The organism is Streptomyces sp. LUP30, from assembly GCF_001746365.1.
Lineage (GTDB): Bacteria > Actinomycetota > Actinomycetes > Streptomycetales > Streptomycetaceae > Streptomyces.
Window position 1 is genome coordinate 20,494 of record NZ_MJAJ01000026.1, and the last position, 16,602, is coordinate 37,095.

The 16,602-nt window shown below is 72.7% G+C and carries 10 protein-coding genes; 5 read left to right on the forward strand and 5 right to left on the reverse strand.

Features of this window, described 5'->3' with window-relative positions:
- The first annotated feature begins 709 nt into the window (after positions 1 to 709).
- Positions 710 to 4,174 carry a BTAD domain-containing putative transcriptional regulator gene (locus BG482_RS21875; RefSeq protein ID WP_256096436.1) on the forward strand — a complete coding sequence of 1,155 codons (3,465 nt, stop codon included), beginning with the start codon at positions 710 to 712 and terminating at the stop codon, positions 4,172 to 4,174.
- Here the strand turns inward: BG482_RS21875 and BG482_RS21880 are convergent.
- The 3 genes from BG482_RS21880 to panB form a co-directional block, all read right to left on the reverse strand.
- A complete protein-coding gene (locus tag BG482_RS21880; RefSeq protein WP_069770775.1) occupies positions 4,171 to 4,992 on the reverse strand; it encodes an ABC transporter permease in 822 nt (273 codons plus the stop codon). The two genes, BG482_RS21875 and BG482_RS21880, sit on opposite strands and share 4 nt — an antisense overlap.
- Positions 4,989 to 6,014: an ATP-binding cassette domain-containing protein gene (locus BG482_RS21885; RefSeq protein WP_069770776.1), complete on the reverse strand. Its 1,026-nt coding sequence runs from the start codon at positions 6,012 to 6,014 to the stop codon at positions 4,989 to 4,991. The genes BG482_RS21880 and BG482_RS21885 overlap by 4 nt, the downstream gene beginning before the upstream one ends.
- A gap of 259 nt (positions 6,015 to 6,273) precedes the next feature.
- Positions 6,274 to 7,140 carry a 3-methyl-2-oxobutanoate hydroxymethyltransferase gene (panB, locus tag BG482_RS21890; RefSeq protein ID WP_069770777.1) on the reverse strand — a complete coding sequence of 289 codons (867 nt, stop codon included), beginning with the start codon at positions 7,138 to 7,140 and terminating at the stop codon, positions 6,274 to 6,276.
- Positions 7,141 to 7,319: 179 nt separating this feature from the next.
- Between panB and BG482_RS21895 the strand changes: the two genes are divergently transcribed.
- From BG482_RS21895 to BG482_RS21910, 4 genes are all read left to right on the forward strand, one after another.
- The gene (locus tag BG482_RS21895; RefSeq protein ID WP_069770778.1) at positions 7,320 to 8,912 is read left to right on the forward strand and encodes an MFS transporter; all 1,593 of its coding nucleotides are present in this window, start codon (positions 7,320 to 7,322) and stop codon (positions 8,910 to 8,912) included.
- Positions 8,913 to 8,992: 80 nt separating this feature from the next.
- Entirely contained in the window at positions 8,993 to 9,625 is a 633-nt protein-coding gene (locus BG482_RS21900) for a TetR/AcrR family transcriptional regulator (protein ID WP_069770779.1), read from the forward strand.
- A gap of 182 nt (positions 9,626 to 9,807) precedes the next feature.
- Entirely contained in the window at positions 9,808 to 10,869 is a 1,062-nt protein-coding gene (locus tag BG482_RS21905; protein ID WP_069770780.1) for an endonuclease/exonuclease/phosphatase family protein, read from the forward strand.
- A gap of 108 nt (positions 10,870 to 10,977) precedes the next feature.
- Positions 10,978 to 12,201, forward strand: a complete 1,224-nt coding sequence (locus BG482_RS21910) for an MFS transporter (protein ID WP_069770781.1) — start codon at positions 10,978 to 10,980, stop codon at positions 12,199 to 12,201.
- A 253-nt stretch (positions 12,202 to 12,454) separates the two neighbouring features.
- Here BG482_RS21910 and BG482_RS21915 read toward each other — a convergent pair whose 3' ends face one another.
- Together BG482_RS21915 and BG482_RS21920 are read right to left on the reverse strand one after the other, a co-directional pair.
- On the reverse strand, positions 12,455 to 14,494 hold the full coding sequence (locus BG482_RS21915) for an NAD(+) synthase (RefSeq protein ID WP_069770782.1): 2,040 nt from the start codon (positions 14,492 to 14,494) through the stop codon (positions 12,455 to 12,457).
- Between the two features lie 135 nt (positions 14,495 to 14,629).
- Positions 14,630 to 16,570 carry a protease pro-enzyme activation domain-containing protein gene (locus BG482_RS21920; RefSeq protein WP_069770783.1) on the reverse strand — a complete coding sequence of 647 codons (1,941 nt, stop codon included), beginning with the start codon at positions 16,568 to 16,570 and terminating at the stop codon, positions 14,630 to 14,632.
- Between the last annotated feature and the right edge of the window lie 32 nt (positions 16,571 to 16,602).

The window sequence follows — 16,602 nt, forward strand, 5'->3', positions numbered from 1 at the left end:
ACTGCCCGACCGTACCGGGCACACCGGGGAAACGTCTCATGCCGGGCCCCGGGTTCCGCCCCGCGCCGGTCCGCCCGCCGGGCTCCCGCCGACGCCCGCGGCCCCCGGACGGGCCGAGCAGGCCGAGCAGGCCGAGCAGGCCGTGGGGACCGCCCGCCCGGACCGTGAGAACCGGTCGCGCCGGGCGCACCACGGGGACGTGCCGGACCCCGGCGGCCGAGCCGACCACGGGGATCGAGCGGACCATGGCGGCCGAGCGGATCACGGGGGCCGAGCGGACCTCGGCGGCCGAGCGGACCTCGGCGGTCGAGCGGACCCCGGCGGCCGAGCCGACCACGGGGGATCGAGCGGACCATGGCGGTCGAGCGGATCACGGGGGTCGAGCCGACCTCGGCGGCCGAGCGGACCTCGGCGGTCGAGCGGACCCCGGCGGCCGAGCCGACCACGGGGGATCGAGCGGACCATGGCGGCCGAGCGGATCACGGGGGTCGAGCCGACCTCGGCGGCCGAGCGGACCTAGGCGGTCGAGCGGACCCCGGCGGCCGAGCCGACCACGGGGGATCGAGCGGACCATGGCGGTCGAGCGGACCACGGGGGCCGAGTGGATCACGGGGGCCGAGTGGATCACGGGGCCGGGGAGCCGTGACGGCCGTCGCCACTCCGGGCGAACCCCGTGACCGTCGCCGCCCGCGCCGGGGACAATGACCCCGTGCGCTACCGCATTCTCGGCACCACTCAGGCACTCCGCCCCGACGGGACCCCCGTGGCCGTCGGCGGGGCGCGCCTGCGTGCCCTGCTCACCGTGCTGGCGTTGCGCGCCGGGCGGAGCGTTCCGGCAGGGCTGCTGACGGAGGAGGTCTGGGCCGGGGACCTGCCCGCCGACGCGTCGGGCGCGCTGCAGGCGCTCGTCGGACGACTGCGCCGGACGCTCGGAGCGGAGGAGATCCGTTCCGCCGAGGGCGGCTACCGGCTGGCGGTCGCTCCCGACGACGTCGACCTGCACCGTTTCGAGCGGCTGACCGGCGACGGGACGCGCGCTCTGGCCGACGGCGATCCCGCCAAGGCGGCCGTCCTGCTGGACGACGCGCTCGCCCTGTGGCACGGCCCGGCCCTCGCCGACCTGCCCGACCGGGCCCCCGAGGCCGCCCGCTGGGAGGCCCGTCGCCTGGACGCGGCGCGCGCCCGGCACACCGCCGCGATCGCCCTCGGCCACGCCGGGCAGTCGCTGCCCGAGCTCACCGCGCTGTGCGACGCCCACCCGCTCGACGAGCCGCTCCAGGCCCTGCGGCTGCGCGCCCTGCGCGACGCGGGCCGCACCGCCGAGGCGCTGGCCGCCTATGACGAGGTGCGCCGGCTGCTGGCGGACCGCCTCGGCGCCGACCCAGGGCCCGAACTGCGCACCCTGCACGCCGAACTGCTCGCCGGGCAGGCCCGGGAGGCCCCTGATCCCCCGGGAGCACCGGCGGAGACCGGGGCAGCGGCCGTCCGGTCGGCGCAGGTCCCGCGGGCCGGGGCGACGGCCCCACCGGGCAACCTCCGGGCGCGGCTCACCTCGTTCGTCGGCCGGGAGGACGACATCGCGGCCATCCGGGGCGACCTCGCGAGCGCCCGCCTCGTCACCCTGCTGGGGCCCGGCGGGGCCGGTAAGACACGGCTGTCGCAGGAGGCCGCCGAGGCCGTGGGGGACACGGCGCACGACGGCGTCTGGCTGGCCGAGCTCGCGCCCGTGGCCGACCCGGACGCCGTGGCGCAGGCCGTCCTCACCGCCGTGGGGGCGCGTGAGACCGTGCTGTACGGCGCCGGCGCCGAGGAGCTGCGGGCCGTCGCCGAGCGCCGCGGCGACCCCGTGGAGCGGCTGGTCGAGCACTGTGCCCGACGCCGCATGCTCATCCTCCTGGACAACTGCGAACACGTGGTGGAGGCGGCCGCCCGGCTCGTCGAGGAACTGCTGGCGCGCTGTCCCGGGGTGACGGTCCTGGCCACCAGCCGTGAGCCCCTCGGCGTGCCCGGGGAGGTCCTGCGTGCGCTGGACCCGCTGCCGGAACCGGCCGCGCTGCGGCTGCTGGCCGACCGGGGCGCGGCCGCCCGGCCGGGGTTCCGCGTCGAGGACGACCCCGAGGCCTGCGCCGAGATCTGCCGGCGCCTCGACGGCCTGCCCCTCGCCGTCGAGCTGGCCGCCGCCCGGCTGCGGATGCTGACGCCCCGCCAGATCGCCGACCGGCTCGACGACCGTTTCCGTCTCCTCACCTCCGGCAGCCGTACGGCGCTCCCCCGCCAGCAGACCCTGCGGGCCGTCGTCGACTGGTCGTGGGACCTGCTCGACGAGGACGAACGCGACGTCCTGGCCCGGCTCTCCGTCTTCGCCCGGGGCTGCGACCTCGCCGCGGTCGAGACCGTCTGCGCGCCGCCCGCCCCGCCGGACCTCGGCCCCTCGGCTGCCACCGCCCGCGACCGAGCCCACGACTCCCGCACGCCCCATGCCTCCCGCACGCCCCACGCCTCCCGCGCTCCCCGGAGCCCCCTGGACTCCCTCGCCTCCCTGGTCGACAAGTCGCTCGTCGTCGCCGCTCCAGGGCCCGGCGGGGGCATGCGCTACCGGCTTCTGGAGACCGTCGCCGAGTACGCGGGCGAGCGGCTCGACGAGTCGGGGCGGAGGGAGGCGGCCGAGCGGGCGCATCTGACGTACTACCGCGAACTCGCCCGCACCACCGAGCCGTTGCTGCGCGGGTCGGGTCAGCGCGAGGCTGTCGACCGCTTCCAGCTGGAGTACGAGAACCTGCGCACGGCGCTGCGCCGGGCCGTGGACGCGCGCGACGAGCAGGAGGCGCTCAGCCTGACCCTGTCACTGGTCTGGTACTGGCAGATGCGCGACCTGCGTCTGGAGGCCCGCGCCTGGTGCGCCGAGGTCATGGCCCTGGGGCCCGACCCGTTCGCCGAACCACTGCGCCGGGCCGCCCCGGTGTGGAGGCCGTGCACCGACGACCCTCCCCCGCTGACCGGCGAGATGCTTCTGGAGGCCCGCCGGGGCGTGCACCTGGCGCATCTCGCCTCGATAGCCCCCGAGTCGACGGCCCTGCGGAGCCCGGACGCGCGGGCCAAGCTGCGACTGATCGCCGAGGCCTACGAGCCGGGACTCCCGCAGACCTGCCGGGCGCCCGGCCTGCTCTGGTTCTTCGCCGTGCTGATGATCGGCGACGTGGAGCGCATCCGCGAGATCATCGACGCCAACATCGGCACCTGCCGCCGCACGCCGGGCTACGAGTGGGAGCTCGCCTCCTGTCTGCAGCTGCGCGCCAACATCCTCGCCAACCGGTCCGACTGGGCCCGGAGCGCGTTCCGCGACGCCGACGAGGCGCTGGAGATCTTCCGGCAGCTCGACGACGCCTGGGGCACCGCCGAGGCGCTCTCCGCCCGCGCCGAGGCCCATGAGCGGCTGGGCGCCTACCGCAGGGCCGCCGCGGACTACGAGGACGCCATCGACCACGCCGAACGGCTGAACGCCCGGGCGCAGGCGGCGGTCCTCGGGGCGCGGCTGGGCAGCGTGCTGCTGGAGGTGGGGGACGAGGAGCGGGGCGAACGCCTGCTGCGCGAGGTGATCGACGGGGCCGAGCACATCGGGGACGAGGCCGTCCCGGCGGCCCGTCTCTTCCTCATCGGCTGGCTCGGCAGCACCGGTCGCCGGGGCGAGGCGCGTGAGCAGATCCGGCTGCTGCGCGAGGGTTTCGACTTCGTGCACTTCGCGGCCTTCGACGCCTTCGTGCAGGGCGCGGAGGCCTGGCTGGACGCCGCCGATGCCCGGTACGCGCGGGCGTTGACCGGCGTCCGCGTCGCTCTGCTGCGGGCCGGCGACCCGCTGTCCCTGGCCGTCGCCCCGCAGATGCGCTCCGTCTACCTGTGCGTCGCCGCGAGCGCTCTCGTCGGCGTGGACGGCGGCAGCCGCGCCGGGGCCGCCGCCCGCTGTCTGGGCGCCGCCGACGCGCTGCTGCCGCCGGGGCACGTGCACACGCGCTGGGAGCGGGAGGCGCACGACCTGGCCTTGGCCGGCGCCCGGGCCGCCCTCGGCGACGAGGAGTTCACCGCCGCGTACGCCGAGGGCGGCGGCCTCTCCTACGAGGAGGCCACCGCCCTGGTGGAACGCGCATCGATCGATCCGCCTGGGCCGGACACGGCCTAACTCTTGGTGCGGAACTTGTGGATGGCGATCGGGGCCATCAGGGCGGTGATCCCGACCGACCAGGCCAGCGTGATCCACAGGCCGTGCGCGACCGGGCCGCCCGACATCAGACCGCGCGCCGCGTCCGCGAGCGCGGACAGCGGGTTGTAGTCGGTGAAGGCCTGGAGCCAGCCCGGCATCGACGCCGTGGGGGCGAAGATCGACGAGCCGAACTGCAGCGGGAAGAGCACCAGGAACCCCATGGCCTGCACGGACTGCGCGTTCTTCAGGACCACGCCCAGGGTGAGGAACACCCACATGATCGACGAGGCGAACACCGTGGACAGCCCCACGGCCGCGAACAGTCCCGGCCAGCTCTCGATGTCGAATCCGACCAGGACGGAGACGATCATCAGCACGGTCGTCGCGAAGAGCATCCGGACGATCTCCACCGAGATCTTCGCGAACAGCACCGAGCCGCGCCCGATCGGCAGCGAGCGGAACCGGTCCATGACGCCGGAGTTGAAGTCCTGGCTGAAGCCGGTGCCGACGCCCTGGGACAGCGTCATGCTCATCATCGCGATCATGCCGGGGATCACGTACTGGACGTAGCCGTCCTGGCCGCCGCCCAGCGCCTGCCCGATGGAGCCGCCGAAGACGTACACGAACAGCAGGGTGAAGACGATCGGCATCAGCAGCGCGTCGAACATCGACTCCGGGTCCTGCCGGATCCACAGCAGGTTGCGGCGGATCAGGGCGCCGGTGTGGCGCAGGTGGCCGCGCAGCGGGATGCGGGCGTCCGCCTCGATGTCGGCGATCGGAGCGGTCGTGGTGCTCATACGGAGACCTCCTCGCGGGTGTCGGCGGGCGAGGCGTCGTCCGCGGCGCCGGCGCGGTGGCCGGTCAGGGAGAGGAACACCTCGTCCAGGCTGGGCAGTTCGGTGGTGATGGAGGCCAGCGTGATGCCCCGGGCGGTGACCGCGCCGACCACGGCGGTCAGCTGCTCGTCGCTGAGGACCGGCACCAGGACCGAGCCGCGCTCGGCGTCCACGGTCGTGGTGGCGAGCCCGGTGAGGCCCAGGTCGTCGATCCACCCGGCGAGCGGGCGCAGTTGTGCCGGGTCGGCGGGGCGGACCCGCAGCGCGCGGCCGCCGACCTTCGCCTTCAGTTCCTCGATGGCGCCGTTCGCGATGACCTTGCCCCGGTCGACGACGGTCAGCTCGGAGGCGAGCTGCTCGGCCTCCTCCATGTACTGGGTGGTGAGCAGGACGGTCACGCCCTCGCCGACCATCCGCTTGACCTCGGCCCAGACCTCGTTGCGGGTGCGGGGGTCGAGTCCGGTGGTCGGCTCGTCCAGGAACAGCACCTGCGGACGTCCGATCATCGACGCGGCCAGGTCGAGCCTTCGCCGCATGCCGCCGGAGTACGTGCTCGCCGGGCGCTTGGCCGCGTCCGTGAGGGAGAAGCGTTCCAGCAGCTCGTCGGCGCGGGTCCGGGCGTCCTTGCGGGACAGGTCGAGCAGCCGCCCGATGAGATACAGGTTCTCCCACCCGGGGAGCTTCTCGTCCACGGACGCGTACTGCCCGGTGAGCCCGATGACCCGGCGCAGCTGCCGGGGCTGGCGTACGACGTCGTAGCCGACGACGGTCGCGTGTCCGCTGTCGGGGGCGAGCAGGGTGGACAGGATCCGCACGAGGGTGGTCTTCCCGGCGCCGTTCGGACCGAGCACCCCCATCACGGTGCCCTCGTGCACGTCCAGGTCGACCCCGTCCAGGGCCTTCGTCTCGCCGTAGTGCTTCACCAGCCCCCGAACGGTCACGGCGCTCGTCACGCCTTCGGGCTTCTTGTCGATTCGTGTCATGGAGGCAACAGTGCCGCCCCCCACCGACAAACCACCGACAGGTCACCGACAGCGGCCGGCGTGGCCGACAGATCCCCGACGAGCACCGCCGCCACCGGTCGAGGGACCACGACGGCGCGCGGTCACCTCCGCGGAGCGGCGCCGGTTCGGGCGCGAAGGGGGACAGCCCGCCGACGGGGGACGGTCGGCGGGCTGTCGTGGTGCGGAGTGGGTCGGGGGTGGATCGTGGTGCGGGGCCGGTCGTGGTGCGGGGCCGGCTCTAGTGGACGGAGTGCTCGTCCAGTGGGAACGTTCCGCCGACGACGTCCTCCGCGAACGCCTTCGCCGCGTTCCCCATGACCTCACGCAGGTTCGCGTACTGCTTGACGAACTTCGGCACCCGGCCCCCGGTCAGACCGAGCATGTCGGTCCACACCAGCACCTGCGCGTCGGTCTCGGGGCCGGCGCCGATGCCGACCGTCGGGATGTGCAGCACGCGCGTGACCTCGGCCGCCAGCTCCGCCGGCACCAGCTCCAGCACCACCGCGAACGCGCCCGCGTCCTGCACGGCCTTGGCGTCCCGCAGCAGCTGGGCGGCCGCCTCCTCGCCGCGGCCCTGCACCCGGTAGCCCATCGCGTTCACGGACTGCGGGGTCAGGCCGATGTGCGCCATGACCGGGATGCCGGACTCCACCAGCAGCTCGATCTGCCGGTGCGAGCGCTCGCCGCCCTCCAGCTTGACGGCCCCGACGCCGGCCTCCTTGACCAGACGGGTCGCCGAGCGCAGCGCCTGCACCGGCCCCTCCTGGTAGGAGCCGAAGGGCAGGTCGCCGACGATCAGCGCGCGGGAGGTGCCTCGTACGACCGCCGCCGACAGCATGGTCATCTCGTCGAGGGTGACGGGCACGGTCGTCTCGTAGCCCAGGTGGCAGTTGCCCGCCGAGTCGCCGACGAGCATCACGGGAATCCCGGCCTCGTCGAAGACGGACGCGGTCATCGCGTCGTACGCGGTGAGCATGGGCCACTTCTCGCCGCGCTCCTTGGCCAGCGAGAGGTCGCGGACGGTGATACGGCGTGTGCCCTTGCCCCCGTACAGCGCCTTGCTGCCGTCGGTGGACTTCGTCTGGGCAGCCGAGAACTGCGTCATTGCAACGGCTCCTTCGTCATCTCGGGGCGCCCTCACGGCGTCCCCGGACCACCCCCCATGGTGGCACCTCGTGCCAGTGAGGGCCAGAGCGCCCCCTGTGGGTAAAGCCTCAGTAAGAAACGCGTCGACGGTATCGATACGAGACGGTTCCGTATCGGAAGTGTTCTAGGCTCGACGTCATGACTACTCCTGCCGTCCCCACCGCTCCGCGCATACCGGAAGCGGTGCACCGGCGTCGTTGGGCGATCCTCGGCGTCCTGATGCTGAGCCTGCTGATCGTGGTGCTCGACAACTCGATCCTGAACGTCGCGATCAAGACGATCTCGACGCCCGCCCCGACGGGCCTCGGGGCCACCCAGAGCGAGCTGGAGTGGGCGATCAACGCCTACACCCTCGTCTTCGCGGGACTGCTGTTCACCGCCGGGCTCCTCGGCGACCGCATCGGCCGCAAGAAGGTCCTGCTCGGGGGACTGGCGGTGTTCGGCATCGGCTCCGCGCTCGCCGCCGAGTCCGGCTCGCCCACCCAGCTCATCGCCTTCCGCGCGCTCATGGCCCTCGGTGCGGCCTTCGTGATGCCCGCCACGCTGGCCGTCCTGATGAACGTCTTCGACCGGGAGGAGCAGCCCAAGGCGATCGGCATCTGGGCCGGCGGCGTTGGACTCGCCATCGCCATAGGTCCCATCACCGGCGGACTGCTGCTCGGTCACTTCTGGTGGGGTTCGGTCTTCCTGATCAACGTGCCGATCGTGCTGCTCGCGTTCGGGCTGATGCTGTGGCTGGTGCCCGAGTCCCGCGACCCGAAGCCCGGCCGCGTCGACCTCGTCGGCGTCGTCCTGTCGGTGGTCGGTCTCGTCCTGCTCGTGTACGGCATCATCAAGGGCGGTGAACTGGCCGACTTCACGGACCCGACGGTGCTGGCGACGATCGGGGGCGGCCTGGTCGTCCTGGCCGCGTTCGTGGTGTTCGAGAAGCGCAGCGACCACCCGTCCGTCGACATGGACTACTTCAAGAACAAGGTGTTCTCGGCCGCGATCTCCGTCATCGCACTGGTCTTCTTCGCGCTGATGGGCGTGACCTTCTTCTCGGTCTTCTACACCCAGAGCGTGCGCGGCTACTCGCCGCTGCAGACCGGCCTGCTGCTGCTGCCGCTGGCCGCGGCCCAGCTGATCTTCGCGCCGCGCGCCCGGCTCGTCGTCGACCGCATAGGGATCCGGGCGACGACCACGGCGGCGATGCTCGTCCTCGCCGCGACGCTCGTCGCGTTCGCCACCCTGGACGCCGACACCCCGATCTGGCTCCTGGAGATCGTCTTCTTCTTCATGGGCGCGGGAATGGCCCACATCATGACCCCGACCAGCGTCGTCATCATGCAGGCCCTGCCCCGCGAGAAGGCGGGCTCCGCCTCGGCGCTGAGCAACACCTTCCGTCAGGTCGGCGGCGCGCTCGGCATCGCCGTGCTCGGCTCCGTGCTGTCGACGTCGTACCGCAACGGCATCGAGGGTCACCTCGGGGCGCTGCCGGCGGGCCTGCGCGACACGGCGGGCGAATCCATCGAGGCCACCCTCGGGGTCGCCGACAAGCTCGGCGACCAGGGCCGGGCGCTGGTCGTGCCCGCCCATGACGCCTTCCTGCACGCCATGCACGTCACCGCCCTGTGCGGGGCCGGGGTGGCCCTCGTGGGCGCGATCGTGGTGGCCGTCTTCCTGCCGGGCCGGCCGAAGCCCGCTCAGGAGGAGGCGGAAAAGGAGGAGTTGGCGCGGGCGAAGCCCTAGCGGACGGGGGCGGAGCGGCCGGGAGTGGCCGTTCCGCCCGTCGTCCGGGCGACAATTCTCCCAGCCCGACGAAAGGAACAATGGACGTGAGCCCCGCCGACAGCACAGCCGCGGAGCAGCCGGTCCGGGGCCGGCCCCGGAGCGAGGCCGTGGAACGGGCCATCATCGAGGGCGTGATGAAGCTGCTGGAGGAGGGCGTACCGCTCGCCGAGATCTCCATCGAGCGCATCGCCCGCACCGCCGGTGTCGGCAAGGCCGCCATCTACCGCCGCTGGAGCGGCAAGGAAGAACTCTTCGTCGACGTCCTGCGCACCGCCGAGCCCGACGACCTGGAACTCCCCGGCACCTCCATGCGGGACGACCTGATCGTGCTGCTGGAGTCGCTGCGCCGGCGAGGCCTCGTCAACCGTTCCTCGGCCATCCTGCACAACGTGCAGGCCCAGATGAAGAGCAGCCCGAAGATCTGGGCCGCCTACAACAACACGGTCATAGCACCCCGGCGCAGGCTGGGGATCGAAGTCCTGCGCCGGGGCCAGCGCAACGGCGAACTGCGTCTCGACGTGGACGTCGATCTCGTGAACGACCTGTTCGTCGGGCCGATGCTGGTCCGCGCCGTCCTGCGGCCCGACGCCGACCTGCCCGAGTACCTGCCGGAGCGCATCGTCGACACACTGCTGGCCGGGCTACGCCCCGTCAGCGCCCCCGTTCCGTAACGCGCATGTGCGTGTTGCGTCACAGAGCGGGCCACGCGTCCCGGGGCCGGAACCCCTGAGGGCGCCCCGTTCGTCCTCCTGCCCGTACGGCCGTCACGAGACGGCGAGAACGAAGCCGATCATCGCCTAGGGTCGTACCCGGGGGGACGTACGGTGTGCACGGCAGGCAGTGAGGCGACGGTATGGCGCAGCAGGCGTACATGACGGAGACGGACGACAACGGCGGCTCGGGACACGAGCCTCGGGGAGCCCGGCTCCGGCGCCTGATCGGACGCTTCGTCGGCCGGCTGTCGACGGGCTGGCGCGGCGATCCGCGCATCTGGCGGCGCGGTCTGGTCCTCGCCGGCATCGCGCTGGCGCTCGCCCTGGTGATGCTGCTGCACTCGCGCATCCCCAACCGGTTCGGCAACCTCGGCAGTCTCACGGAGACGTTCCTGCCCTGGATCGGCGTCTTCGTCCCGGTGCTGCTGGTGCTCGCGCTGGTGCGCAGGTCGGCGACCGCGGTGATCGCCGTCGTCCTGCCGGCCGTGGTCTGGGTGAATCTCTTCGGCGGACTCCTCGTCGACCGGACCGGCAGCGGCGGCGACCTGACCGTGGCCACCCACAACGTCAACGCCGACAACCCCGATCCGGCCGGCACCGCCCGTGACGTGGCCGCGTCGGACGCGGACGTGGTGGCCCTGGAGGAACTGACCGCCACGGCGGCGCCGGTGTACGAGAAGACGCTGGCGGCGACGTATCCGTACCACTCGGTGCAGGGCACGGTCGGCCTGTGGAGCAAGTACCCGCTCAGCACCGTGAAGCCCGTCGACATCAAGCTGGGCTGGACGCGCGCGATGCGGGCGACCGTGGCGACGCCGCAGGGCGAGGTCGCCGTCTACGTCGCCCATCTGCCCTCGGTGCGGGTGAAGCTGCGGGCCGGTTTCACGGCCCGGCAGCGCGACACGAGCGCGGACGCGCTGGGCGAGGCGATCGCCGACGAGAAGCTGACCCGGGTGATCCTGCTGGGCGACCTCAACGGCACCATGAACGACCGCTCGCTCAACGCCGTGACGTCGCAGATGCGTTCCACGCAGGGCGCGGCGGGCAGCGGCTTCGGGTTCAGCTGGCCGGCGTCGTTCCCGATGGCCCGGATCGACCAGATCATGGTGAAGGGCGTGGACCCGGTCACCTCCTGGACGCTGCCGCAGACGGCCAGCGACCATCTGCCGGTGGCGGCGCGTGTGAAGGTCACCACACCGTAACCGGGGCGTCGCCTGCCGGAATACCGGGCCGGGGAGACTTTGTTCCGTACTTGAACATACGAAGCGTATGGTGAACGGAACCCGCTCTCTCTGAAAGGCAAGTTCTTCATGCCCCTGGCCCTGCTCGCCCTGGCCGTGGGTGCCTTCGGCATCGGCACCACCGAGTTCGTGATGATGGGTCTGCTGCCCGAGGTCGCGGACGACCTGCACATCTCGATCCCGGCGGCCGGACACCTCGTCTCCGCGTACGCGCTGGGCGTCGTCATCGGTGCGCCGCTGCTGGCCGCGGCGACGGCACGGATGTCCCGCCGCACGGTCCTGATGTCCCTGATGGCCCTCTTCGTCACGGGCAACGCGCTCTCGGCGCTCGCTCCGGACGACGGCTGGCTGCTGGCCGCCCGCTTTCTCAGCGGTCTGCCGCACGGCGCCTTCTTCGGCGTGGGCGCGGTGGTCGCGACCAACCTGGTCGCCCCGGAGCGCAAGGCCCGCTCGGTGTCGCTGATGTTCCTCGGCCTCACGGTCGCCAACGTCGCCGGCGTCCCCGTCGCCACCCTCATGGGCCAGCACCTCGGCTGGCGTGCGACCTTCCTCGGCGTCAGCGTCATCGGCCTCGTCGCCATCGCCGCCCTGGCCCTGCTCATCCCGCGCGACCACGCCCAGGCGCCCGCCGTCGGCCTGCGCCGTGAACTGGCCGCACTGCGCTCGCTGCCCGTCTGGCTGGCACTCGGCACCACCGTGGCCGGCTTCGGCGCGCTGTTCTCCGCGTACAGCTACATCACGCCGATGCTGACGGACTCCGCCGGGTTCGCCGACTCCAGCGTGACGCTGCTGCTGGCACTGTTCGGCGTCGGCGCGACCGCCGGAAACCTGCTGGGCGGCCGCCTCGCCGACCGCGCGATGCGCCCGACGCTCTTCGCCGGCCTCACCTCGCTGGTCCTGGTCCTGGCCCTCTTCCCGCTGCTGATGACGACCCAGTGGGGCGGCGCGCTGGCCGTGGTCCTGCTCGGCGTGGCGGCGTTCGTCACGGGATCGCCGCTGAACCTGATGGTGATGGAGAAGGCGGCCGACGGCCCCTCCCTCGCCTCCTCGGCCAACCAGGCGGCCTTCAACATGGCCAACGCCGGCGGCGCCTGGCTCGGCGGCCTGGCCCTCACGGCCGGCTTCGGCGTCACCTCGCCCGCGCTGGCCGGCGCGGTCCTGGCCGCCCTCGGCCTGCTCGTCGCGGGCATCGCGTACGCCGTGGACGCCCGCCGCACCCAGCGGCCCGCCTTCCGCGACCGCGTCGTCGCCACCCACCGCCCCCGCCCGGCGACGGCAGAAGCCCACCACTGACAACCGGGCCCGGCCCCCTCAGGGGTCGGGCCTGTCCGGCGCCTGCCGGGTGGGGTGTGCGCAGGGGGGCCGGGGCGTGGCCCCGGCCTTCAGGGGTGCGGGGAACTGCGCGACCGGCCACAGCGGGCCCGCACGTTCCCACCGGCCCCCGGCCCGCGCCTTCCACCGCCCCACCGGCCACGGTCTGCCGGGCGCCGGTACCGGCCCACCGGTACCACCGACCGGCACCCGGCCGCCGGGCGGCAGCCCCCGCTCACTCGTCGAAGCGTGCGAGGTCCCGCAGCCAGGCCGCCGCCGAACTGTCCGACGGCGCCCGCCAGTCACCCCGCGGCGACAGCGAACCCCCCGCCGACACCTTCGGCCCGTTGGGCATCGCCGACCGCTTGAACTGCGCGAACGCGAAGAAGCGACGGCAGAAGACTTCCAGCCAGCGCCTGATCTCGGCCTGGTCGTAGGCCACCCGCTTCGCGTCGGGGAAGCCCGGCGGCCAGTCGCCGGCGTCCGCGTCGTGCCAGGCGTGCCAGGCCAGGAAGGCGATCTTCGACGGCCGGAAGCCGTAGCGCAGCACATGGAAGAGCGTGAAGTCGTGCAGCGCGTACGGGCCGATCCTCGACTCGGTGGACTGCATCTCCTCGCCCGGCACGAGCTCCGGGCTGATCTCGGTGTCGAGGATCGCGGCGAGCGTCCTGCCGGTCTCCTCGTCGAACTGACCGCTGCTGACGACCCAGCGGATCAGATGCTGCATCAGCGTCTTCGGCACGCCGGAGTTGACGTTGTAGTGGCTCATCTGGTCGCCCACGCCGTACGTGGACCAGCCGAGCGCCAGCTCCGACAGGTCGCCGGTGCCCAGCACGATGCCCCCGCGCTGGTTGGCCAGCCGGAACAGGTAGTCGGTGCGCAGCCCGGCCTGCACGTTCTCGAAGGTGACGTCGTACACCGGCTCGCCGGAGGCGAACGGGTGGCCCATCTCCCGCAGCATCAGTCGCGCGGTGGGCGTGATGTCCAGCTCGGCCGCGGTGACGCCGAGCGAGTTCATCAGCTTGTGGGCGTTGTCCTTGGTGTGGTCGCTGGTGGCGAAGCCGGGCAGGGTCCAGGCCAGGATGTCGCTGCGCGGGCGGCCCGCCCGGTCCATCGCGCGGGCCGCGACGATCAGCGCGTGCGTGGAGTCGAGACCGCCGGACACCCCGATGACCACCTTGGGGCCGCCGATCGCCGCCAGCCGCTGCTGGAGCCCCTCGACCTGGATGTGGTACGCCTCGTAGCAGTCCTGGGCGAGGCGGTCGGCGTCGGCCGGCACGAACGGGAAGCGCTCCAGACGGCGGCGCAGCCCCAGGTCGGCGGAGGGCGGGTCGAGCATGAACCCGACCGTGCGGAAGTCCTCGGTGCGCGCACGGTGCGTACGGCGGTTGTCGTCGAAGGTGCCCATCCGCTGCCGCTCCTGCCGCAGCAGGTCGAGGTCGACGTCGGCGACCGCGTACTCGTCGCCGAGCGGGAACCGCTCGGTCTCCGCCAGCAGCACGCCGTTCTCGTAGACCATGGCCTGGCCGTCCCAGGACAGGTCGGTGGTCGACTCGCCCAGTCCGGCGGCGGCGTAGACGTACGCGGCCAGACAGCGGGAGGAGGCCGAGCGGCACAGCAGCTTGCGGTCCTCGGCCCGCCCGACCGTGATCGGGCTGCCCGACAGGTTGACGAGGACGGTCGCGCCGGCGAGCGCGGCCTCCGCGCTGGGCGGCACCGGCACCCACATGTCCTCGCAGATCTCCGCGTGCAGCACCAGAGCGGGGACGTCCTGCGCGGTGAACAGCAGGTCGACTCCGAACGGCACGGTCTCGCCGCCGACGCGGACGGAACCGCCGCGCTCGTCGGCGCCGTCGCCGATCTGCCGGCGCTCGTAGAACTCCCGGTAGTTCGGGGGGTACGACTTGGGCACGACGCCGAGGACACGGCCCCGGTGCACGACCACCGCGCAGTTGTAGACCCGGTTGCGGTGCCGGAGCGGGGCGCCCACGACGAGGACCGGCAGCAGACCGGCCGATCCGGCCACCACCTCCTGCAGCGCCGACTCGACCTCGTCGAGCAGCGCGTCCTGCAGCAGCAGGTCCTCGATGGAGTAGCCGCACAGCACCATCTCCGGGAAGACGGCGACGGCCACCCCCTCCTCCGCGCACCGGCGCGCGTGGCGCAGGACCGCTTGGGCGTTGGCCGGCGGGTCGGCGATGACGGTGTGACCCGTGCATGCGGCGACACGCGCGAAACCGTGCTGATAAAGGGACCAGAAGTTCGACTCAGGCACGGGCCCAGTCTAATCGTCAAAGCGACGCGATCGGGGGCGCGGGGGTGTGCGCCGCCCCGGGAACCGCGTCCACGCGCGACGAAGGGGCGCGGGTGACCTGCCCCGCGCCCCTTCAAAGCGCCTGCCTGCTGCGCCTCAGTGCTTCTTGTACGACTCCACGTAGCCGTTCGTGGGCGTGCCCACGCCGGTGACGTCGTCGTAGCCCTTCACGGCCGACAGCGAGCTGTCCTTGCCGAGGCTGCGCACGGAGGTCAGCAGACCACCGGTCGCGTCGATGCTGTTGGCGAAGTCGACGCGCACGACCGCGAGGCCGGACCCGGTCGGGTTGTCCGTGACGTCGTGGTAGACCCGCGACCCGAACTTGGAGTAGATCGACGGGTTGGCGAAACCGATCGCCACGCCGCCGTGCGCCTCCTGGGCCAGAGCCTGCACGGCCGCGATGACCGGCGCCGCCAGCGAGGTGCCGCCGATGCGGTACTCGCTGTACTGCTGGGTCCCGTCCGGGAAGGTCTGGGTCTGGCCGACCTTGAAGCCGGTGTTCGGGTCGGCGATCGCCGCGATGTCCGGGACGACGCGGTTGCCGGCGGCGTTGTTGGCCGTGGCGAGCGCGCTCGGGACGACGCCCTTCTGGTAGTACGGCTGGGCGACCGTCTTGCTGGTGCCGCCGCCCGCGCCCGAGGTGAACGCGCCCGGGAAGCCCGTCCAGCTCTTGCCGTCGGCCGACAGCGAGGCCTTGTCGGTGCCCCAGCCGGTCTCCCACAGGTACTTGTCGTTCTTGCCGACCGCCAGCGAGGTGCCGCCGACCGCCGTCACCCACGCCGAGTTGGCCGGGGTGTCGACCTGCTTGGTGCCGGTGTTGGCGACCTCGTCGCCGTTGTCGCCGGAGGAGAAGTAGAAACCGATTCCCTCGACCGCGCCGAACTGGAAGACCTGGTCGTAGGCGGCCGCCAGGTCCGGCGTCTGGTTGGCCTCGATGTCGCCCCACGAGTTGGAGACGATGTCGGCCAGGTGGTTGTCGACGACCTTGCTGAGCGAGTCGAGCAGGTCGTCGTCGAAGCAGGACGCGGCGCCCACGTACGTGACGTTCGCGGCCGGCGCGACCGCGTGCACGGCCTCGACGTCGAGGGTCTCCTCGCCGTACCAGCCGGCCGCCCCGCACTCCTCGGTCTTCGTGTAGTTCGCCGGCAGGACCTGGCGCAGCTGCCCGGTCTTCCAGGACGCGTCGCCGTGCGCCTTCGCGTACGTCGCCGCGTCGAAGGCGATGGTCGGAGAGGCGAAGGCGTCGGTGATGGCGACGCGCACGCCCTTGCCGGTGAACTTCCCGGCCCCGTAGGCGGACCGCAACTGCTTGCCGGTGTACCCCTGCACGGCGTACGGGATCTTCTTGCCGTACGCCGACGGGAGGCTGCTCGCGGTGTTGGAGCCGTAGTACGAGGAGAACGGCCCCGAGTTCTTGAACACCGCGTCCGGCGGCGGCAGCTGGTCCTTGGAGGCGGCCTTGTGCGGCGCGTTGTCCAGACCGGTGACGGTCAGGACGGCGCCGTCCAGACTCGCGGGCGCCGTCGCGCTCTTCGCCGGTGCGCGGTAGGTCTTGGCGCCCTTGGCGAAGTTGTGCAGCTGGGTGCCGAACGCCTTCTCGGCGGCGGCCACGTCACCGCTGACGGAGACGTAGTGCCGGCTGGTGCCGGTCACCTTCAGACCGGCTGCCGTCAGCCACGACTTGACCGCCGCCACCTGGGCGTCGGTCGCCCCGAAGCGGGCCTGCGCCTGGTCGGCGGAGAGGTACTTGCCGTAGGCGGCGGAGCTCGGGTCGGAGACCGACTTCGCGTACTGCGCGAGGCCGGTCGCGTCGCGTCCCGCGAGGTAGACGCGAGCGGAGACCTGGGCGCTGTCCGCGGTCGCGCCCTTGTCCGCCTTGGCCGTGGCCCACGCGGGCTTGGTCCCGGCGAGCGTGTCACGGGCCGGGCTGTCCGCGGCGTGCGCCGCGGGTATGCCGAGCGCCAGCGCGCCGGCGATCATGGGCAGTGTCGCTGCCATGCTCGCTCCGGCGCGCAGCGCGGCGCGATTGGATCTCATAGGACCCCCTGTATGTGGTTCGACGCGAGTGG